The sequence below is a fragment of the Agromyces sp. Y558 genome, from assembly GCF_059445415.1.
This window is the reverse complement of sequence record NZ_JCAIUH010000001.1, coordinates 2,086,619-2,101,490: the sequence shown is the minus strand read 5'-3', so window position 1 is coordinate 2,101,490 and position 14,872 is coordinate 2,086,619. Positions and strand designations below refer to the sequence as shown.

13 protein-coding genes are annotated in these 14,872 nt (G+C 69.1%); 4 read left to right on the top strand and 9 right to left on the bottom strand.

Annotated features, from left to right (window positions below; genetic code table 11):
* Window positions 1–18: 18 nt before the first annotated feature.
* Window positions 19–1,359 carry a class I SAM-dependent RNA methyltransferase gene (locus tag AC1C2T_RS09835; protein WP_495385152.1) on the bottom strand — a complete coding sequence of 447 codons (1,341 nt, stop codon included), beginning with the start codon at window positions 1,357–1,359 and terminating at the stop codon, window positions 19–21.
* Window positions 1,360–1,405: 46 nt separating this feature from the next.
* Here AC1C2T_RS09835 and AC1C2T_RS09830 point away from each other — a divergent pair, with 46 nt between their 5' ends.
* Together AC1C2T_RS09830 and AC1C2T_RS09825 are read left to right on the top strand one after the other, a co-directional pair.
* Window positions 1,406–2,047 (top strand): Maf family protein, encoded by a 642-nt coding sequence (locus AC1C2T_RS09830; RefSeq protein ID WP_495362372.1) that lies wholly within the window; start codon window positions 1,406–1,408, stop codon window positions 2,045–2,047.
* A 198-nt stretch (window positions 2,048–2,245) separates the two neighbouring features.
* Window positions 2,246–4,015, top strand: coding sequence for an acetyl/propionyl/methylcrotonyl-CoA carboxylase subunit alpha (locus tag AC1C2T_RS09825; protein ID WP_495385151.1), 1,770 nt, complete (start codon window positions 2,246–2,248; stop codon window positions 4,013–4,015).
* A gap of 154 nt (window positions 4,016–4,169) precedes the next feature.
* Here AC1C2T_RS09825 and AC1C2T_RS09820 read toward each other — a convergent pair whose 3' ends face one another.
* From AC1C2T_RS09820 to AC1C2T_RS09810, 3 genes are all read right to left on the bottom strand, one after another.
* Window positions 4,170–5,060 carry a putative endonuclease domain-containing protein gene (locus AC1C2T_RS09820; protein WP_495385150.1) on the bottom strand — a complete coding sequence of 297 codons (891 nt, stop codon included), beginning with the start codon at window positions 5,058–5,060 and terminating at the stop codon, window positions 4,170–4,172.
* Between the two features lie 222 nt (window positions 5,061–5,282).
* Window positions 5,283–6,788 (bottom strand): APC family permease, encoded by a 1,506-nt coding sequence (locus AC1C2T_RS09815; RefSeq protein ID WP_495362369.1) that lies wholly within the window; start codon window positions 6,786–6,788, stop codon window positions 5,283–5,285.
* Between the two features lie 46 nt (window positions 6,789–6,834).
* Window positions 6,835–8,265, bottom strand: a complete 1,431-nt coding sequence (locus AC1C2T_RS09810) for an NAD(P)H-quinone dehydrogenase (RefSeq protein ID WP_495362368.1) — start codon at window positions 8,263–8,265, stop codon at window positions 6,835–6,837.
* 84 nt (window positions 8,266–8,349) lie between these two features.
* Between AC1C2T_RS09810 and AC1C2T_RS09805 the strand changes: the two genes are divergently transcribed.
* The gene (locus tag AC1C2T_RS09805) at window positions 8,350–9,177 is read left to right on the top strand and encodes a purine-nucleoside phosphorylase (RefSeq protein ID WP_495362367.1); all 828 of its coding nucleotides are present in this window, start codon (window positions 8,350–8,352) and stop codon (window positions 9,175–9,177) included.
* Window positions 9,178–9,299: 122 nt separating this feature from the next.
* The gene (locus AC1C2T_RS09800) at window positions 9,300–11,003 is read left to right on the top strand and encodes a phospho-sugar mutase (protein ID WP_495385149.1); all 1,704 of its coding nucleotides are present in this window, start codon (window positions 9,300–9,302) and stop codon (window positions 11,001–11,003) included.
* Window positions 11,004–11,108: 105 nt separating this feature from the next.
* On the opposite strand, the gene AC1C2T_RS09795 is transcribed toward AC1C2T_RS09800, so the two are convergent.
* The 5 genes from AC1C2T_RS09795 to AC1C2T_RS09775 all read right to left on the bottom strand — a co-directional run bounded on the left by AC1C2T_RS09795 (window position 11,109) and on the right by AC1C2T_RS09775 (window position 14,823).
* Entirely contained in the window at window positions 11,109–11,393 is a 285-nt protein-coding gene (locus AC1C2T_RS09795) for a PTS sugar transporter subunit IIB (protein WP_495362365.1), read from the bottom strand.
* The gene (locus tag AC1C2T_RS09790; RefSeq protein WP_495385148.1) at window positions 11,390–11,848 is read right to left on the bottom strand and encodes a PTS sugar transporter subunit IIA; all 459 of its coding nucleotides are present in this window, start codon (window positions 11,846–11,848) and stop codon (window positions 11,390–11,392) included. The genes AC1C2T_RS09795 and AC1C2T_RS09790 overlap by 4 nt, the downstream gene beginning before the upstream one ends.
* Window positions 11,849–11,905: 57 nt before the next feature.
* Complete coding sequence (locus tag AC1C2T_RS09785; protein WP_495362363.1) at window positions 11,906–13,027, bottom strand: adenosine deaminase; 1,122 nt, start codon at window positions 13,025–13,027, stop codon at window positions 11,906–11,908.
* A gap of 78 nt (window positions 13,028–13,105) precedes the next feature.
* Complete coding sequence (locus tag AC1C2T_RS09780) at window positions 13,106–14,407, bottom strand: thymidine phosphorylase (RefSeq protein WP_495385147.1); 1,302 nt, start codon at window positions 14,405–14,407, stop codon at window positions 13,106–13,108.
* Complete coding sequence (locus AC1C2T_RS09775) at window positions 14,404–14,823, bottom strand: cytidine deaminase (RefSeq protein ID WP_495362361.1); 420 nt, start codon at window positions 14,821–14,823, stop codon at window positions 14,404–14,406. Before AC1C2T_RS09775 ends, AC1C2T_RS09780 begins: the two co-directional genes overlap by 4 nt.
* Window positions 14,824–14,872: the final 49 nt, after the last annotated feature.

Below are 14,872 nucleotides of genomic sequence, written 5' to 3'. Positions count from 1 at the left end.
ACTTCCTCTGTTCCACGTTCACACGATAGCGCGGAGCCGTGCGACCGCTTCGACGTGGTGGGTATTCGGGAACAGGTCGTACGCGCGCAGCTCGTCGAGTTCGTAGCCGAGCCCGCGGAAGAGCCCGACGTCTCGGGCGAAAGCCACCGGGTCGCACGCCACGTAGACGAGTTGGCGCGGACGAAGCTCGGCGAGCCGTTCGACGACCGCGCGGCCCGCGCCGGAGCGCGGCGGATCGAGCACGATCGTGGCGTCGCGCAAGCGCCCGCGTTCGGCTGCCCCCGACTCCGCCGCGAGTTCGTCGAGGTAGCGGTCGACGCGCGCGGTCACCGCGCGGGCGCCGATCCACTCGGCGAGGTTCGCGCCGGCGTGCTCGGTCGCGCGCGCATCGGACTCGACGGTCGTGATGCGCACCGTCTCACCGAAACGGTCGCCGACGGCGGCCGCGAGCAGCCCGACACCGCCGTAGAGGTCGTGGTTGGCCGCACGCGGGTCGAACAGGTCACCGTCGATGAGTTCCTGCACCGCGCGAGTGAGGGTCGCCGCGGCACCTCGGTGCACCTGCCAGAAGCCGTCGCGATCGAGCTGGAAGGCGCGATCGCCCACGCGCTCCTCGATCGTGGTGCGCGGGCCACGAGACATCCGCTCGCCCTCGACCAGGACGATCGCCGGGTCGCCGGCGCTCGGCGCGACGAGGTCGACCGCGCTCGCACCCGGGAATCGGTCTTCGAGTGGCGCCAGCGCCTCGAGCTCGGGTACCGCGAGAGGCACGGATGCCACGGGCACGACCGAGTGGCTTCGGGCGGCGTACGGCCCCACACGACCGTCTGGGCCGACGTGGAGGCGCATCCTGGTGCGCCAGCCCGTTCCGGTCTCGACAGAGGCCCCTGGCGCGAGCAGCGGGTCGACGGGTCGAACCTCGACGTCGGTGTCGACGCCCGCCATTCGCGAGAGCGCCTCGCGCAGCACCTCGCCCTTCAGCGCACGCTGCCGCGGCATCAGGATGTGACCGAACTCGGCGCCCCCTGCCCGCAGCTCGGGCGCGCGGTCGACGGATGCCTCGGCCCAGACGTGCGCTCGCCGGTCGGGCGACGCGTCGAGCACCGACACGGTCTCGGCTCGCCAGAACCGCTCACGCCCCTGGTCGCTGACCCGTGCTGCGACGCGCTCACCGGGGATCGCATCGGCGACGAACACCACGCGCCCCTCGTGATGGGCGACGAACACTCCCCCGTGCGCGACCCGCTCGATGTCGACCTCGATCACGGGGCCGTCGGTGGCGGGCGGTTTCGGGGCGAGGCGGGGCGACCGCGTCTGCCTGCGCGCGCCTGGACGACGGGGACGTCGGTTCTCTGCCATGCAACGAGCATTCCACAGCGCCGGCGCCCCGGGGCAGGATGGACGCATGCGCCTCTACCTCGCCTCGACCTCGCCCGCCAGGTTGCAGACCCTCCGTGCCGCCGGCATCGAGCCGATCGCGGCGCCGCCCGGCGTCGATGAGGAGGCCGTCGTCGCCGCGCGCGAGGCCGAGTCGGGGCCGCTGGCGGCGCGCGAGATGGTGCAGCTCTTGGCTCAGGCGAAGGCTGAGGCGCTCGTCGGTACCGAGCCGGGCGGCGAGCCGATCGACGGGCTCATCCTCGGCGGCGACTCGGCGTTCCTCACGGGCGGCGCGATCCACGGCAAGCCGCACCGGCCCGAGGTGGCGAGGCAGCGCTGGCTCGCCCAGAACGGCGGGCACGGCGAGCTGTGGTCCGGACACTGGCTGATCGATCACCGCGGCGGCCGGGTGCACGGCGCGGTCGGGCGGGCGGATGTCGCGACGGTGCGCTTCGCGGCGCTCGACGAGGCCGAGATCGATGCGTACATCGCCTCGGGCGAGCCGCTTCTCGTAGCGGGCGCGTTCACGATCGACAGTCTCGGCGGTCCGTTCATCCGGCGCGTCGAGGGCGACCCGTCGACGGTCGTCGGCCTCTCCCTGTCGACGCTGCGCGACCTCGTGCGGGAGCTCGGCGTGGCGTGGCCCTCGCTCTGGAACCGCACGGGCTGAGTGCGACAACGGATCCCTTCGACAGGCTCAGGGAACAACGACCGCTCGCTCAGGGAACAACGGCCGCTCGCTGAGGAGCAACGACCGCTCGCTGAGTTTGTCGAAGCGACGCGATTGTCGACGTCCGCAAGAGACATCCGCTCTTTTTGTGGAAGGCACCCAAAGGACGACTCGCCCCGAGCCATAGGCTTGAGCATTATGCCGCGAATCACCAAGGTCCTCATCGCCAACCGTGGCGAGATCGCCGTCCGCGTCATCCGGGCCGCCCGTGACGCCGGCCTCGAAGCCGTCGCCGTCTACGCCGATCAAGACCGCGACGCGCGGCACGTCAAGCTCGCCGATGAGGCCTACGCCCTCGACGGCACCACGAGCGCCGAGACCTACCTCGTGATCGAGAAGATCCTCTCGGTCGCCCGCCGTTCGGGTGCCGACGCCGTGCACCCCGGCTACGGCTTCCTGGCCGAGAACCCCGACTTCGCCCGCGCCGTCATCGACGCCGGCATCGTCTGGATCGGCCCGTCGCCCGAGGCCATCGAACGCCTCGGCGACAAGGTCTCCGCACGGCACGTGGCCGAGAAGGTCGGCGCGCCGCTCGCACCCGGCACGCTCAACCCCGTGGCGGATGCCTCCGAAGTGCTCGATTTCGTCGACGTGCACGGCCTCCCCGTGGCCATCAAGGCCGCCTTCGGCGGCGGCGGGCGAGGCCTCAAGGTCGCCCGCACCCGCGAAGAGGTGCCCGAGCTCTTCGAGTCGGCCACCCGCGAGGCCGTCGCGGCGTTCGGCCGTGGCGAGTGCTTCGTCGAGAAGTACCTCGACAAGCCCCGCCACGTCGAGACGCAGTGCCTCGCCGACGCGCACGGCAACGTCGTCGTCGTCTCGACCCGCGACTGCTCGCTGCAGCGCCGCCACCAGAAGCTCGTCGAAGAGGCCCCGGCGCCCTTCCTCACCGAGGCCCAGACCACGCTGCTCTACGAGTCCTCGAAGGCGATCCTCCGCGAAGTCGGCTACGTGGGCGCCGGCACCTGCGAGTTCCTCATCGGCCAAGACGGCACCGTCTCGTTCCTCGAGGTGAACACGCGCCTCCAGGTCGAGCACCCGGTTTCCGAAGAGGTCACGGGCATCGACCTCGTGCGCGAGCAGTTCCGCCTCGCCGAGGGCGGCGTGCTCGACTACGCCGATCCCATCTCGACCGGTCATTCGATCGAATTCCGCATCAACGGCGAAGACCCGGGTCGCGGCTTCCTGCCCGCACCCGGTCCCGTGCACGTGCTGCGCTTCCCCGGCGGCCCCGGTGTGCGCGTCGACTCGGGGGTCACCACCGGCGACGAGATCTCCGGCGCCTTCGACTCGCTGCTCGCGAAGCTCATCGTCACAGGCTCCAGCCGCCGCGATGCGCTCGAGCGGGCCCGTCGTGCCCTCGACGAGTTCGAGGTCGCCGGGCTGCCGACCGTGCTGCCCTTCCACCGCGACATCGTGAACGACCCGGCGTTCGCGCCCGAGGGCGATGAGCCCTTCTCGATCTACACGCGCTGGATCGAGACCGAGTACGACAACCAGCTCGAGCCCTGGTCGGGCGAACTCGCCGAGACGAGCGGCCCCGCCGCGCGCACGAGCGTCGTCGTCGAGGTTGCAGGTCGCCGGGTCGAGGTCACTCTGCCGAAGCGACTCGCCGGCGGGGCATCCGCAGCGCACACCGCCGGCCCTGCCCCTCGCCGCCGCACCGCCGCGCACTCGGTCGCCACCTCGACCGGCGACGCCGTGAAGGCGCCGATGCAGGCGACCATCGTGAAAGTCGCGGTCGTCGAAGGCGACCATGTCGTCAAGGGCGATCTCGTGCTCGTACTCGAAGCCATGAAGATGGAGCAACCGATCCTCGCCCACAAAGACGGTGTCGTCGGCCTCGTGAACGCCGAGGCCGGAGCCACCGTCTCGAGCGGGCACCTGTTGCTCGCGATCAACGACGCCTGACGCACCTCTTCTCAGGAGTTTTTCGCTCCGGGGAGCGTCTTTCGTGCTGTTTCTCCTGAGAAGCGGACGAGTCCGGGGCGTCGTTCCTGAGAAGCGCGGTCCTCACGTGGGCGGGCAGCCGCGGTTCAGGTTGTGCACGGCGAGGGGCTGCGGCTCAGGCGGCGAGCGCGGCGAGCGCGTCGGCGACGAGGCGCGCCGCGGCGAAGCGATCAGCGATGACCAGCTCAGCTGGGATCCGCAACGTCGGTATTCCTCGACCGAGCATCGCACCATCACGTCGACGATCACGTCGGAACGCTTCGCGACCCTCGTGGTACCGGTAGCCGTCGACTTCGACGATCAGCCGCCCATCGACGAGGAAGTCGACGAAGCCCACGCCGTCGAACGGCACCTGTTGGGCGAACGTCACGTCGAGCTCGCGAAACGTCTCGGCAAGATAGGTCTCAGCTCCGGAGCCGTCCAGCCCGCAGAGCACGGGAGCGCCGAGCCGGTCAGGTGCAGTCGCGTCGAGCAAGTGTTGGGCTGCTGCAAGCCCGAGCTGTCGGGTCTGCACCGCCGACTCGAATGCAGCGACGACATCGACGCGCGCGGCGCACCTCGCGATCTGTCCGAGCGCCGTTTCCAGCGGCACCCGCCATGACGACTCTTCAGGAGCGCGACGAGAGACCGCGACATCCGACCAGTGCAGTTCGACCTTGACTTCGCTTCGATCCGCGGTCAGCGGCTCGTCGCACGGAACAAGCACGCGGTTCGTGCGGAGTCGCGCAGCGTTCGTCGGCAGCGAGACATGCACCACATCGCCATCGTTCACCCAGACACCGTAGCTCCGTGCCGCGGCCATGCATCCGACTCGACCGCCGATTCGAACTGCTGCGGTCGCACCGGACGGCGCCGTCGGCAGTGCGTAGTGCGCCCGGCGGATGCGCCGGACCTCCCCAGCGCGCCCAGCGAGTGATATCTCGGGCCCACGAACACCCGCCGCGATCAGCTGTCCACGCGCCGCGATGCCGCCGAGCGATGCGAGAACCTGCGTGATCCGAGACATGCCACGAGCATGTTCGCGACTCGCACCACGGCCGGATCGCGGCATCCGAATTGTGGACTCCCGCCGTCGGCGCCGTCCTCGGGAGGACGACTCGGCCTTCGTCCGGCCAGGGTTGCCTTTCTCAGGAGCGCCCTGCCGAAACCGCTCGCTTCTCAGGAAGAATGCGTGCGAGATCCGGCGATCGTCCGAAGAACTCCTGAGAAAAGTGTCTCGAGTGCGGCGCTACGGCGCGCCCTGAGCCGTCGGCAGCTCGACCTCGCTGACACCCTCGAGGCCGACCCTCGACCGACGCCGTCCGTAGATCAGGTAGATCACGATGCCGATCGCGAGCCACACCAGGAAGCGCACCCAGGTGAGCGTGGTCAGGTTCAGCATGAGCCAAAGGCAGAGGACCGCCGACAGGATCGGGAGCACGGGCGACCAAGGGACCCGGAACCCGCGTGGCAGGTCGGGGCGGGTGCGGCGCAGCACGACGATGCCGAGGCTCACGAGCACGAATGCCGAGAGCGTGCCGATGTTGATCATCTCCTCGAGGAGGCCGACGTCGGTGAACGCCGCGACGAGTGCGACGACGGTGCCGCTGATGATCTGGATGCGCGCAGGCGTCTTGGTGTGCTCGGTGGTCTTCGACAGCCATCGCGGAAGCAGCCCGTCGCGACTGAGCGCGAAGACGATGCGCGACAGGCCGAGGAGCAACACCATGATCACGGTCGTGAGTCCCACGAGCGCACCGAGTGAGATCACCGCAGAGGCCCAGTCCTGGCCGACGAGGCGGAACGCAGTGGCGAGCGAAGGGGTCTCCTCTGCGGCGAGGTCCGTGTACGAGACCATTCCGGTCATGACGATCGAGACGAGCACGTAGAGCGCGGTGACGATGCCGAGGCCGAGGAAGATGCCCCGCGGCAGACGCCGCTGCGGGTCGCGCACCTCCTCCGCGCTCGTGGCGACGACGTCGAATCCGATGAATGCGAAGAACACGAGCGACGCGGCCGAGAGCAAGCCGAAGATGCCGTACTGCGCGGGCGCCGCGCCAGTCGCCCACGAGAAGAGCGACTGCGTCCAGACATCCTGGGCGCCCCCCTCGGTCGGGACGGCCTCGGGGATGAACGGCACGTAGTTCGCCGCGTTGATGAAGAAGAACCCCACCACGATCACGAACAGCACGATCGCGACCTTGATGATCGTGAACACCGACCCCACACGAGCGGTGAGCTTCGTGCCGGCCACGAGCAGCGCGGTGAACACGGCGACGATGAGGAACGCCGGCCAGCTCACCTCGAGCCCCGCGATCTCGAACGTGGCCGGGAACGGGAGACCGAAGGCGATCAGCGCCTCGCCGAGGTAGACGCCCCAGTACTTCGCGATGACGGCCGCGCCGGTGAACATCTCGAGGATCAGGTCCCAGCCGATGATCCACGCGAGGAGCTCGCCCATGGTCGCGTACGTGAAGGTGTAGGCGCTGCCGGCCACGGGCACCGTCGAGGCGAACTCGGCGTAGCACATGATCGCGAGCCCGCACGTGACGGCGGCGAGGAGGAACGAGATGGTGACGCTCGGACCGGCGAAGTTCGCGGCCGCCTGCGCCCCGACCGAGAAGATGCCCGCACCGACGGCGACGGCGATGCCCATGAGCGCGAGGTCCCAAGTGCCGAGCGAACGTTTCAGACTCCGCTCGGCGTCGGCGGCGTCGGCCATCGACGCCTCGACGGATTTCACACGCAGATTCATGTGCACCCCCGGTTGTCGGCACCGACCCCCGCGGCGCTGCGACACCTCAGCGTACGATGTGCATCGCCCTCGCCGCATCCGTCAGCGAACCGCTCAGCGACGGGTAGACCGGGAACGCCTCGGCGAACTGGTCGACAGTGAGCCGGTGCTCGATCGCGAGCGTCATGGGGAAGACGAGCTCGGAGGCCTTCGGCGCGACGATGACGCCGCCGATGATCGCGCCGGACCCGTTCGAAGCGAAGAGCTTCACGAATCCGTCGCGGATGCCCATCATCTTCGCGCGCGGGTTCGACGAGAGCGGCAGCTTGTAGACGACTCCTGGCACGACGCCCTCTTCGATCTCCTTCTCGGTCCAGCCGACGGTGGCGATCTCGGGCTGCGTGAAGATGTTCGAGGTGATGTTGCGCAGCTCGGGCGGGTTCACGATGTCGCCCATGGCGTGGAACACCGCAGTGCGACCCTGCATCGAGGCGACCGAGGCGAGCGGCAGGAACGTCGTGCAGTCGCCGGCGGCGTAGATGTTCGGCATCGAGGTGCGCGCCACCCGATTGACACGGATGTGACCGCTCTCGGACATCTGCACACCGGCCTCTTCGAGCCCGATGTCGGTCGTGTTCGGCACCGAGCCGACCGCCATCAGGCAGTGGCTGCCACGCACCTCGCGCCCGTCGGTGAGCGTGGCTACGACGCTGTCGCCGTCGCGCACGACCGACTCGGCACGCGACTTGTTCATGACCTTCATGCCGTTGCGCTTGAAGACCTTCTCGATGACGGATGCCGCGTCGGCATCTTCGCCCGGAAGCACTTGGTCGCGGCTCGAGATGAGCGTGACCTTCGCTCCGAGCGCTCGATAGGCGGACGCGAACTCGGCACCCGTGACGCCCGAGCCCACGACGATGAGATGCTCGGGCACCTGCTGCAGGTGGTAGAGCTGGGTCCACGTGAGGATGCGCTCGCCGTCGGGCACCGCGGTCGGCAGTACGCGCGGCGAGGCGCCCACCGAGATGACGAGCGTGTCGGCCTCGATGCGGTCGAAGTCGGTGCCGCCCCTGGCTGTGGAGACGATGACCGCATTCGGTCCGTCGAGGCGCCCTTCGCCCTGAACGAGCTTCACGCCGGCCTCGATGAGGTTGCCGCGCATGTCTTCGGACTGCTGAGCGGCGAGCCCGAGCAGTCGCTTGTTGACGGCCGCGAGGTTGATCGCCACCTCGGGCTTCACCGCCTTGTCGGAGGACCCCTTCGCGAAGAATTGTACGCCGAGGTCGGCCGCCTCCTTCACGGCGTTCGACGCCTCTGCGGTGGCGATGAGCGACTTCGACGGCACGACATCGGTGAGCACGGCGGAGCCGCCGACGCCCGTCCGCTCGATGAGCGTGACCTCCGCCCCGAGCTGTGCGCCCGCGAGGGCCGCCTCGAATCCCCCGGGTCCTCCTCCGAGGATGGCAATGCGTTGCGTGCGCTCGAACTCGTAGGCCATGCTCACATTCTGGCAGCTGCGGCCACTCGGTCAGTAAACGAGCAGCGGATGCCGCGGCATCCGTCGCTCATTTAGAGTGGGATGATGCACGCTGCCAACCCGCTCGACGACCCGACCGCCGACCCGTTCGCGATCGCCGCCCTCGCGGCCGAGCGCATCGCGGAGCTCACGGGCGTCGAACGCCACGACATCGCCCTCACCCTCGGCAGCGGCTGGGGGCGGGCCGCCGAATTCATCGGCGAGACGACGCACACCATCGCCGCGACCGACGTGCCCGGGTTCTCCAAGCCCGCGCTCGAAGGCCACGTCGGCACGCTGCGGTCGGTACTGCTGCCGAGCGGCAAGCGCGCCCTCGTCATCGGGGCACGCACGCACTACTACGAAGACCACGGGGTGCGCCGAGTCGTGCACTCGGTGCGCACGGCCGCTGCAACCGGCGTGACGACGATGATCCTCACGAACGGTGCCGGCGGCATCAAAGAGCATTGGACGCCCGGCACCCCCGTGCTGATCAGCGATCACATCAACCTCACGGCCGATTCGCCGCTCGAGGGCGCCACATTCATCGACCTCACCGACCTCTACTCGAAGCGACTCCGCGACCTCGCTCGCACCATCTCGCCCGAACTCGACGAGGGCGTGTACTGCCAGTTCCGCGGGCCGCACTACGAGACGCCCGCCGAGGTCCAGATGGCGAAGATCATCGGTGGCCACATCGTCGGCATGTCGACGGCCCTCGAAGCCATCGCCGCCCGCCAGTCGGGCATGGAGGTGCTCGGCATGTCGCTCATCACCAACCTCGCCGCCGGCATCCAGCAATCGCCGCTGAGCCACGAAGAGGTCCTCGAAGCCGGGCGCTCGGCCGAACCGGTGATCTCGAGCCTGCTCGCCAAAATCGTCGCCGAACTCTAGGCAACTCGTTCCCCGAGCCGGTCGAGGGAGCACCCACAACTCGCTTCGACCGGCTCAGCGAGCGACTCAGTACACGACTCGCTTCGACAGGCTCGGCGAGCGACTCAGTAAAGGAGCAGCGGATGTTGCAGACCGACGCCGACCAGCAGCGCATCGCCCGTGCCGAGGCGTGGCTCCGTCAAGATCCAGACCCCGAGACGCGGGCTGAGCTCGCCGCGATCATCGACGCTGCGCGGGGCGGCGACCCTGCGGCATCCGCCGATCTCGCCGATCGCTTCGACGAGCGGCTCGCGTTCGGCACGGCCGGCCTGCGCGGCGAGATCGCGGCAGGCCCGAACCGCATGAACCGGGTGCTCGTCTCCCAAGCGGCCGCAGGGCTCGCGGCGTACGTCATCGATCGTGCCGAGCTCGGCCAGACGCCGTCGGTCATCGTGGGCTACGACGGTCGGAAGAACTCGGCCGTGTTCGCGCGCGACACGGCCGAGATCATGGCGGGCGCGGGCGTGCGCGCGATCCTCATGCCGCGACTGCTGCCGACCCCGGTGCTCGCCTTCGCGGTGCGTCACCTCGATGTTTCAACAGGCGTGATGGTGACGGCCTCGCACAACCCGCCGAACGACAACGGCTACAAGGTGTACCTCGGTGGCGACGATCGGGGCTCGCAGATCGTGCCGCCCGCCGACGCCGAGATCGCCGCGCGCATCCTCGAGGTCGCCGACACGGTCAACGTGCTCGAACTGCCTCGCGGCGTCATCGAGACGGCCGCAGAGTCGGTGATCGACGAGTACGTGCGACAGACGGCCGCGGTCGCACCCACGCCGACGGCGCAACCGCGAGTCGTCTACACGGCGATGCACGGCGTCGGGTGGCAGACCATGTCGAGCGTGCTGGATGCCTCCGGCTTCGAGACTCCCGCGCTCGTCGAAGAGCAGATCGCACCCGACCCGGCGTTCCCGACGGTGGCGTTCCCGAACCCTGAAGAGCCCGGCGCGATGGACCTCTCCTTCGCCCGCGCCCGCGAGGTCGGTGCCGAACTGATCGTCGCCAACGACCCCGACGCAGATCGGCTCGCCATCGCGATTCCCGACGACTCCGCCGAAGCGGGCTACCGGCGCCTCACCGGCAACGAGGTCGGGCTGATCCTCGGCTGGCAGGCCGCCGAGCGCGCCGCGGCCGCGCCGGGCGACTCCGGTCCGAACGGTGCGCTCGCGTGCTCGATCGTCTCCTCCCCCGGCCTCGAGGCCATCGCCCGCGCGTACGACCTCGACTTCGAGGCGACGCTCACGGGCTTCAAGTGGATCTCCCGCGCGCCCAACCTCGTCTTCGGCTTCGAGGAGGCGCTCGGCTACCTCGTCAACCCCGGCACGGTGCGCGACAAAGACGGCATCTCGGCCGGCATCGCGTTCCTCTCCCTCGCGGCGGCACTCAAGGCCGAGGGTCGAACGGTCGCCGATCACCTCGACGCGTTCGTCGAGCGGTTCGGATGCCACGACTCGGCCCAGATCTCGATCCGGGTCACCGAACTCGACCGCATCGGCGAGATCATGGCGAGGCTCCGCGCAGAGCCCCCTGCGTCGGTCGGCGGCATCAGAGTCGAGCGCATCGAAGACCTGGCCGACGGATTCGGCGGGCTGCCTCCGTCCGACGTGCTGCGCATCGTGCTCGATGGTGGTGCTCGAGTGATGGTGCGCCCGAGCGGCACCGAACCGAAGCTCAAGGTCTACATCGACGCCGTCGCCGAGACCGGTTCGGTCGCCGAGCGTCGCGCTGCGGCATCCGCCACCGTCGCAGCCCTCGAAGGCGGCATGCGGCAACTGACCGCGTAGCGAGCGCTCGCCGAGGCTCCCTTCGAAGAGCTCCACTCGACGAGCTCAGGGAGCGAGAGCTCAGAGAGCGAGAGCTCAGGGAGCGAGAGAGCAGGGAGCGAGAGATCAGCCGAGGGATGTCTCGAGCTTCGCGCCGATCTCATCGACGTCGAAGTAGTTCGACACCTCGATGATCTCGGCGAAGCTGCGTCCGACCGCGGTGCGCACCGCCTCTGACAGCTCAGTGGAGGTCAGGATCACCTGCGCGTCCGCAGCCGCAGCCGCGATGCCCGCCAGATCGCTCGCGTCGACGTCGGCAGAGAGGCCCAAGCGGTCGAGCGCGCGCTCGGCGTTGACCTTCAGGATGGCGGACGTGCCGATGCCCAACCCGCACACAGCGATGATCTTCATGCGCCGGCCTCAGTGTCGAAGCCGAGCAGCGCTCGCACCTCGTCGGCCGTGGTCGCCCGCGCGATGCGCCCGACGATGCCACTGTCGTTGAATGCGTTGGCGAGCTTGGCGACGGATGCCACGTGCTCTTCGGCGTTCGACACGGCGAGTCCGACGACCACTCGCACCGGGTCGTTGTGCGGATGCCCGAACGGCACCGGTTCGGCGAGCGTCACGACTGCGAGCCCTTCGCGGCGCACATCGGAGCCGGGTCGGGCGTGCGCGAGTGCAAGGCCCGGGGCGACGACCACGTAGGCACCGAACTCCTCGATCACCGCGATCATTCGCTCGGCGTACTCCGAACGGGTCGACCCGGAGCGCACGAGGGCGCGGCCCGCCTCGCGGACGGCGGCGCGCCAGTCGTCGACATGCGCGCCGAGCACGATCGCATCGTCTGGAAGCGGCGGAAGGGTCATGGGGGTCCGTTCAGGGTGATGCAGGCGGGCGCGCGGTGCGTCGCGGCAAACGCCGCGTCAGGCTTCGTCGAAGCCATCTTGAATCTGTTCGGCGAGCTGTTCGCGATCGTCGAGCGGCAGGAAGGCCGATGACGCGGCGTTCAACTGGAATGTCTCGAAGTCGTCGAGGTCGTAGCCGAAGGCGTCGCTGAGGAGCGCGAGCTCACGCGTGAGGCTCGTGCCCGACTGCAGGCGGTTGTCGGTGTTGACCGTCACACGGAAGCCCAGCTGGTACAGCAGGTCGAACGGGTGGTCGACGAGTTCGTCGCCCCACGCCGCGATTGCGCCGGTCTGCAGGTTCGACGACGGGCTCAGCTCGAGCGCGATCTCACGGTCTCGCACCCACTGGGCGATCGGACCGAGCGACACGTAGGTGTTCTCGTCGTCTTGACGATCGATGATGAGGTCTTCGGCGATGCGCACACCGTGGCCGAGGCGCAGGGCACGACCGTCGAACAGCGCGCTGCGGATGGATTCGAGCCCATCGGCCTCGCCGGCGTGCACGGTGACGGGCAGGTACTGGCTCGCGAGGTAGTCGAACGCCGTGCGGTGGCGACTTGGCAGGAACCCGGCCTCTGCGCCCGCGATGTCGAAGCCCACCACGCCCCGGTCACGGTGACGCACGGCGAGCTCGGCGATCTCGAGGCCGCGCTCGGCGTGACGCATGGCGGTGACGAGCTGGCCGGCGAGAATGCCGTGGCCCTGGCTCCGGGCGTCGTCGATGCCCTGCTCGATGCCCGCCTGTACGGCTTCGACGGTCTCGTCGAGACTGAGACCGCGCGTCAGGTGCTGCTCGGGCGCCCAGCGGATCTCGCCGTAGATCACGCCGTCGGCCGCGAGATCTTGCACGAACTCGCGCGCGACCCGGCTGAGACCCGCCCGGGTCTGCATCACGGCCGTCGTGAGGTCGAACGTCTTCAGGTATTCGACGAGCGAACCGGAGTTCGACTGCTCCGTGAACCACTGGCCGAGCGCCTCAGCGTCGGCCGCCGGTACGTCGAGCCCGATCTCATCGGCGAGCTCGATGAGCGTCTGCGGACGCAAGCCGCCATCGAGATGATCGTGCAGTGAGATCTTCGGCAGGGACTGGATGTTCGTGCCGTCGCCTTCGAGGCGGTACTCCGTCGGAATCGTGTTCACGAGTCAACGATAGCGACAGGTCGCCCCTGAAGTCTCGGCAATCTCGAAGCAAGCCGATTCCCGCGTGAACCGCTGTCGTCAGCGACCGATGCGGTCGGCGATCAGCGGGCCGCCGTCGTCGATCGGGTCGCCGGCGTCGCCGATGCGCCACGCACCCTCGACCGCGTCGAGCGCGCGCGCGAAGCGGGCGGGCTCGTCGGCGTGCAGCGTGAACAGCGGTTCACCCTTTCGCACCGCGTCGCCGGGCTTGGCGTGCAGCTCGATGCCGGCAGCGTGCTGCACCGGGTCCTGCTTGCGTGCCCGGCCGGCGCCGAGACGCCACGCGGCGATGCCGAACGGCAGCGCCTGCTGCGCGACGAGCACACCGTCGCGCTCGGCGGTCACGACGTGCTGCTCTCGTGCGACCGGCAGTGCGGCGTCGGGGTCTCCGCCCTGAGCGCGGATGGCGCGGCGCCACGTGTCCATGGCGCGGCCATCGTCGAGGGCCGCCTCGACGTCGGCATCGGGCTGGCCCGCGAGCGCGAGCATCTCGCGTGCCAGTGCGACGGTGAGTGCACGCACATCGGAAGGTCCGCCGCCGGCGAGCACCTCGACCGATTCGCGCACCTCGTTGGCGTTGCCGATGGTGAGACCGAGCGGCACATTCATGTTCGTGATGAGTGCGGAAGTCGCGACGCCGGCATCTTCGCCGAGTTCGACCATCGTGCGGGCGAGTTCTCGCGACCGCTCGATATCGGTGAGGAATGCACCGGAGCCGAACTTCACGTCGAGCACGAGTGCGCCCGTGCCCTCTGCGATCTTCTTCGACATGATCGAGGACGCGATGAGCGGGATCGCCTCGACGGTGCCCGTGATGTCGCGTAGGGCGTAGAGCTTCTTGTCGGCTGGGGCGAGTCCGGCACCGGCGGCGCAGATCACGCCGCCGACATCACGCAATTGGGCGAACATCTCGTCGTTCGTGAGGTCTGCGCGCCAGCCCGGAATCGACTCGAGCTTGTCGAGCGTGCCGCCGGTGTGGCCGAGACCGCGGCCCGAGAGTTGCGGCACCGCGACACCGAACGTCGCGACGAGCGGCATGAGCGGCAGCGTGATCTTGTCGCCGACACCTCCCGTGGAGTGCTTGTCGCTCGTGGGCTTGCCGAGGCCCGAGAAGTCCATGCGCTCGCCGCTCGCGATCATCGCCATCGTGAGGTCGCGGATCTCACGGCGGGTCATGCCGTTCAGGAAGATCGCCATGGTCATCGCCGACATCTGCTCGTCGGCGACGTAGCCGCGCGTGTACGCATCGACGAGCCAGTCGATCTCGGGCGTCTCGAGCTCGTGACCGTCGCGCTTCGCGCGGATCAGGTCGACGGCGTCGAACGGTTCGACCGTGCTCATGCATTCACTCCCTTGTATTCGGCGAGCTGCCGCGGACCGAACGCGTCGGGCAGCACCTCGTCGATCGTCTTGATTCCCGAAACGGTGTCGAGCAGCATCCCCTCGGCTGAGTGCTCGTAGAGCAATTGCCGGCAGCGCCCGCACGGCATCAGTGCGGCGCCGTGACCGTCGACGCAGGCGAATGCGACGAGCTTGCCGCCGCCCGACATGACGAGCGCCGAGACGAGCGAGCACTCGGCGCAGAGGGTCACGCCGTACGAGGCGTTCTCGACGTTGCAGCCGCTCACGACCCGGCCGTCGTCGACGATCGCCGCGGCCCCGACCGGGTACTCCGAGTACGGCGCGTACGCCTTCGCCATCGCCTCGCGGGCGCGCCCGCGGAGCTCGTTCCAGTCGATCGCATCCGTTGCGGTCATGGTGCTCCCCCGTTCCAGGATGGGTGGTGGCGGGCGCCCCCGCGGGGCG

Bases quoted from the DNA above. Each gene is read 5' to 3' on its own strand.
- AC1C2T_RS09825 (WP_495385151.1), top strand. From the start codon at position 2,246: ATGCCGCGAATCACCAAGGTCCTCATCGCCAACCGTGGCGAGATCGCC.
- AC1C2T_RS09820 (WP_495385150.1), bottom strand. From the start codon at position 5,060: ATGTCTCGGATCACGCAGGTTCTCGCATCGCTCGGCGGCATCGCGGCG.
- AC1C2T_RS09780 (WP_495385147.1), bottom strand. From the start codon at position 14,407: ATGAGCACGGTCGAACCGTTCGACGCCGTCGACCTGATCCGCGCGAAG.
- AC1C2T_RS09810 (WP_495362368.1), bottom strand. From the start codon at position 8,265: ATGGCCTACGAGTTCGAGCGCACGCAACGCATTGCCATCCTCGGAGGA.
- AC1C2T_RS09830 (WP_495362372.1), top strand. From the start codon at position 1,406: ATGCGCCTCTACCTCGCCTCGACCTCGCCCGCCAGGTTGCAGACCCTC.
- AC1C2T_RS09775 (WP_495362361.1), bottom strand. From the start codon at position 14,823: ATGACCGCAACGGATGCGATCGACTGGAACGAGCTCCGCGGGCGCGCC.
- AC1C2T_RS09835 (WP_495385152.1), bottom strand. From the start codon at position 1,359: ATGGCAGAGAACCGACGTCCCCGTCGTCCAGGCGCGCGCAGGCAGACG.
- AC1C2T_RS09790 (WP_495385148.1), bottom strand. From the start codon at position 11,848: ATGACCCTTCCGCCGCTTCCAGACGATGCGATCGTGCTCGGCGCGCAT.
- AC1C2T_RS09815 (WP_495362369.1), bottom strand. From the start codon at position 6,788: ATGAATCTGCGTGTGAAATCCGTCGAGGCGTCGATGGCCGACGCCGCC.
- AC1C2T_RS09805 (WP_495362367.1), top strand. From the start codon at position 8,350: ATGCACGCTGCCAACCCGCTCGACGACCCGACCGCCGACCCGTTCGCG.
- AC1C2T_RS09795 (WP_495362365.1), bottom strand. From the start codon at position 11,393: ATGAAGATCATCGCTGTGTGCGGGTTGGGCATCGGCACGTCCGCCATC.
- AC1C2T_RS09800 (WP_495385149.1), top strand. From the start codon at position 9,300: ATGTTGCAGACCGACGCCGACCAGCAGCGCATCGCCCGTGCCGAGGCG.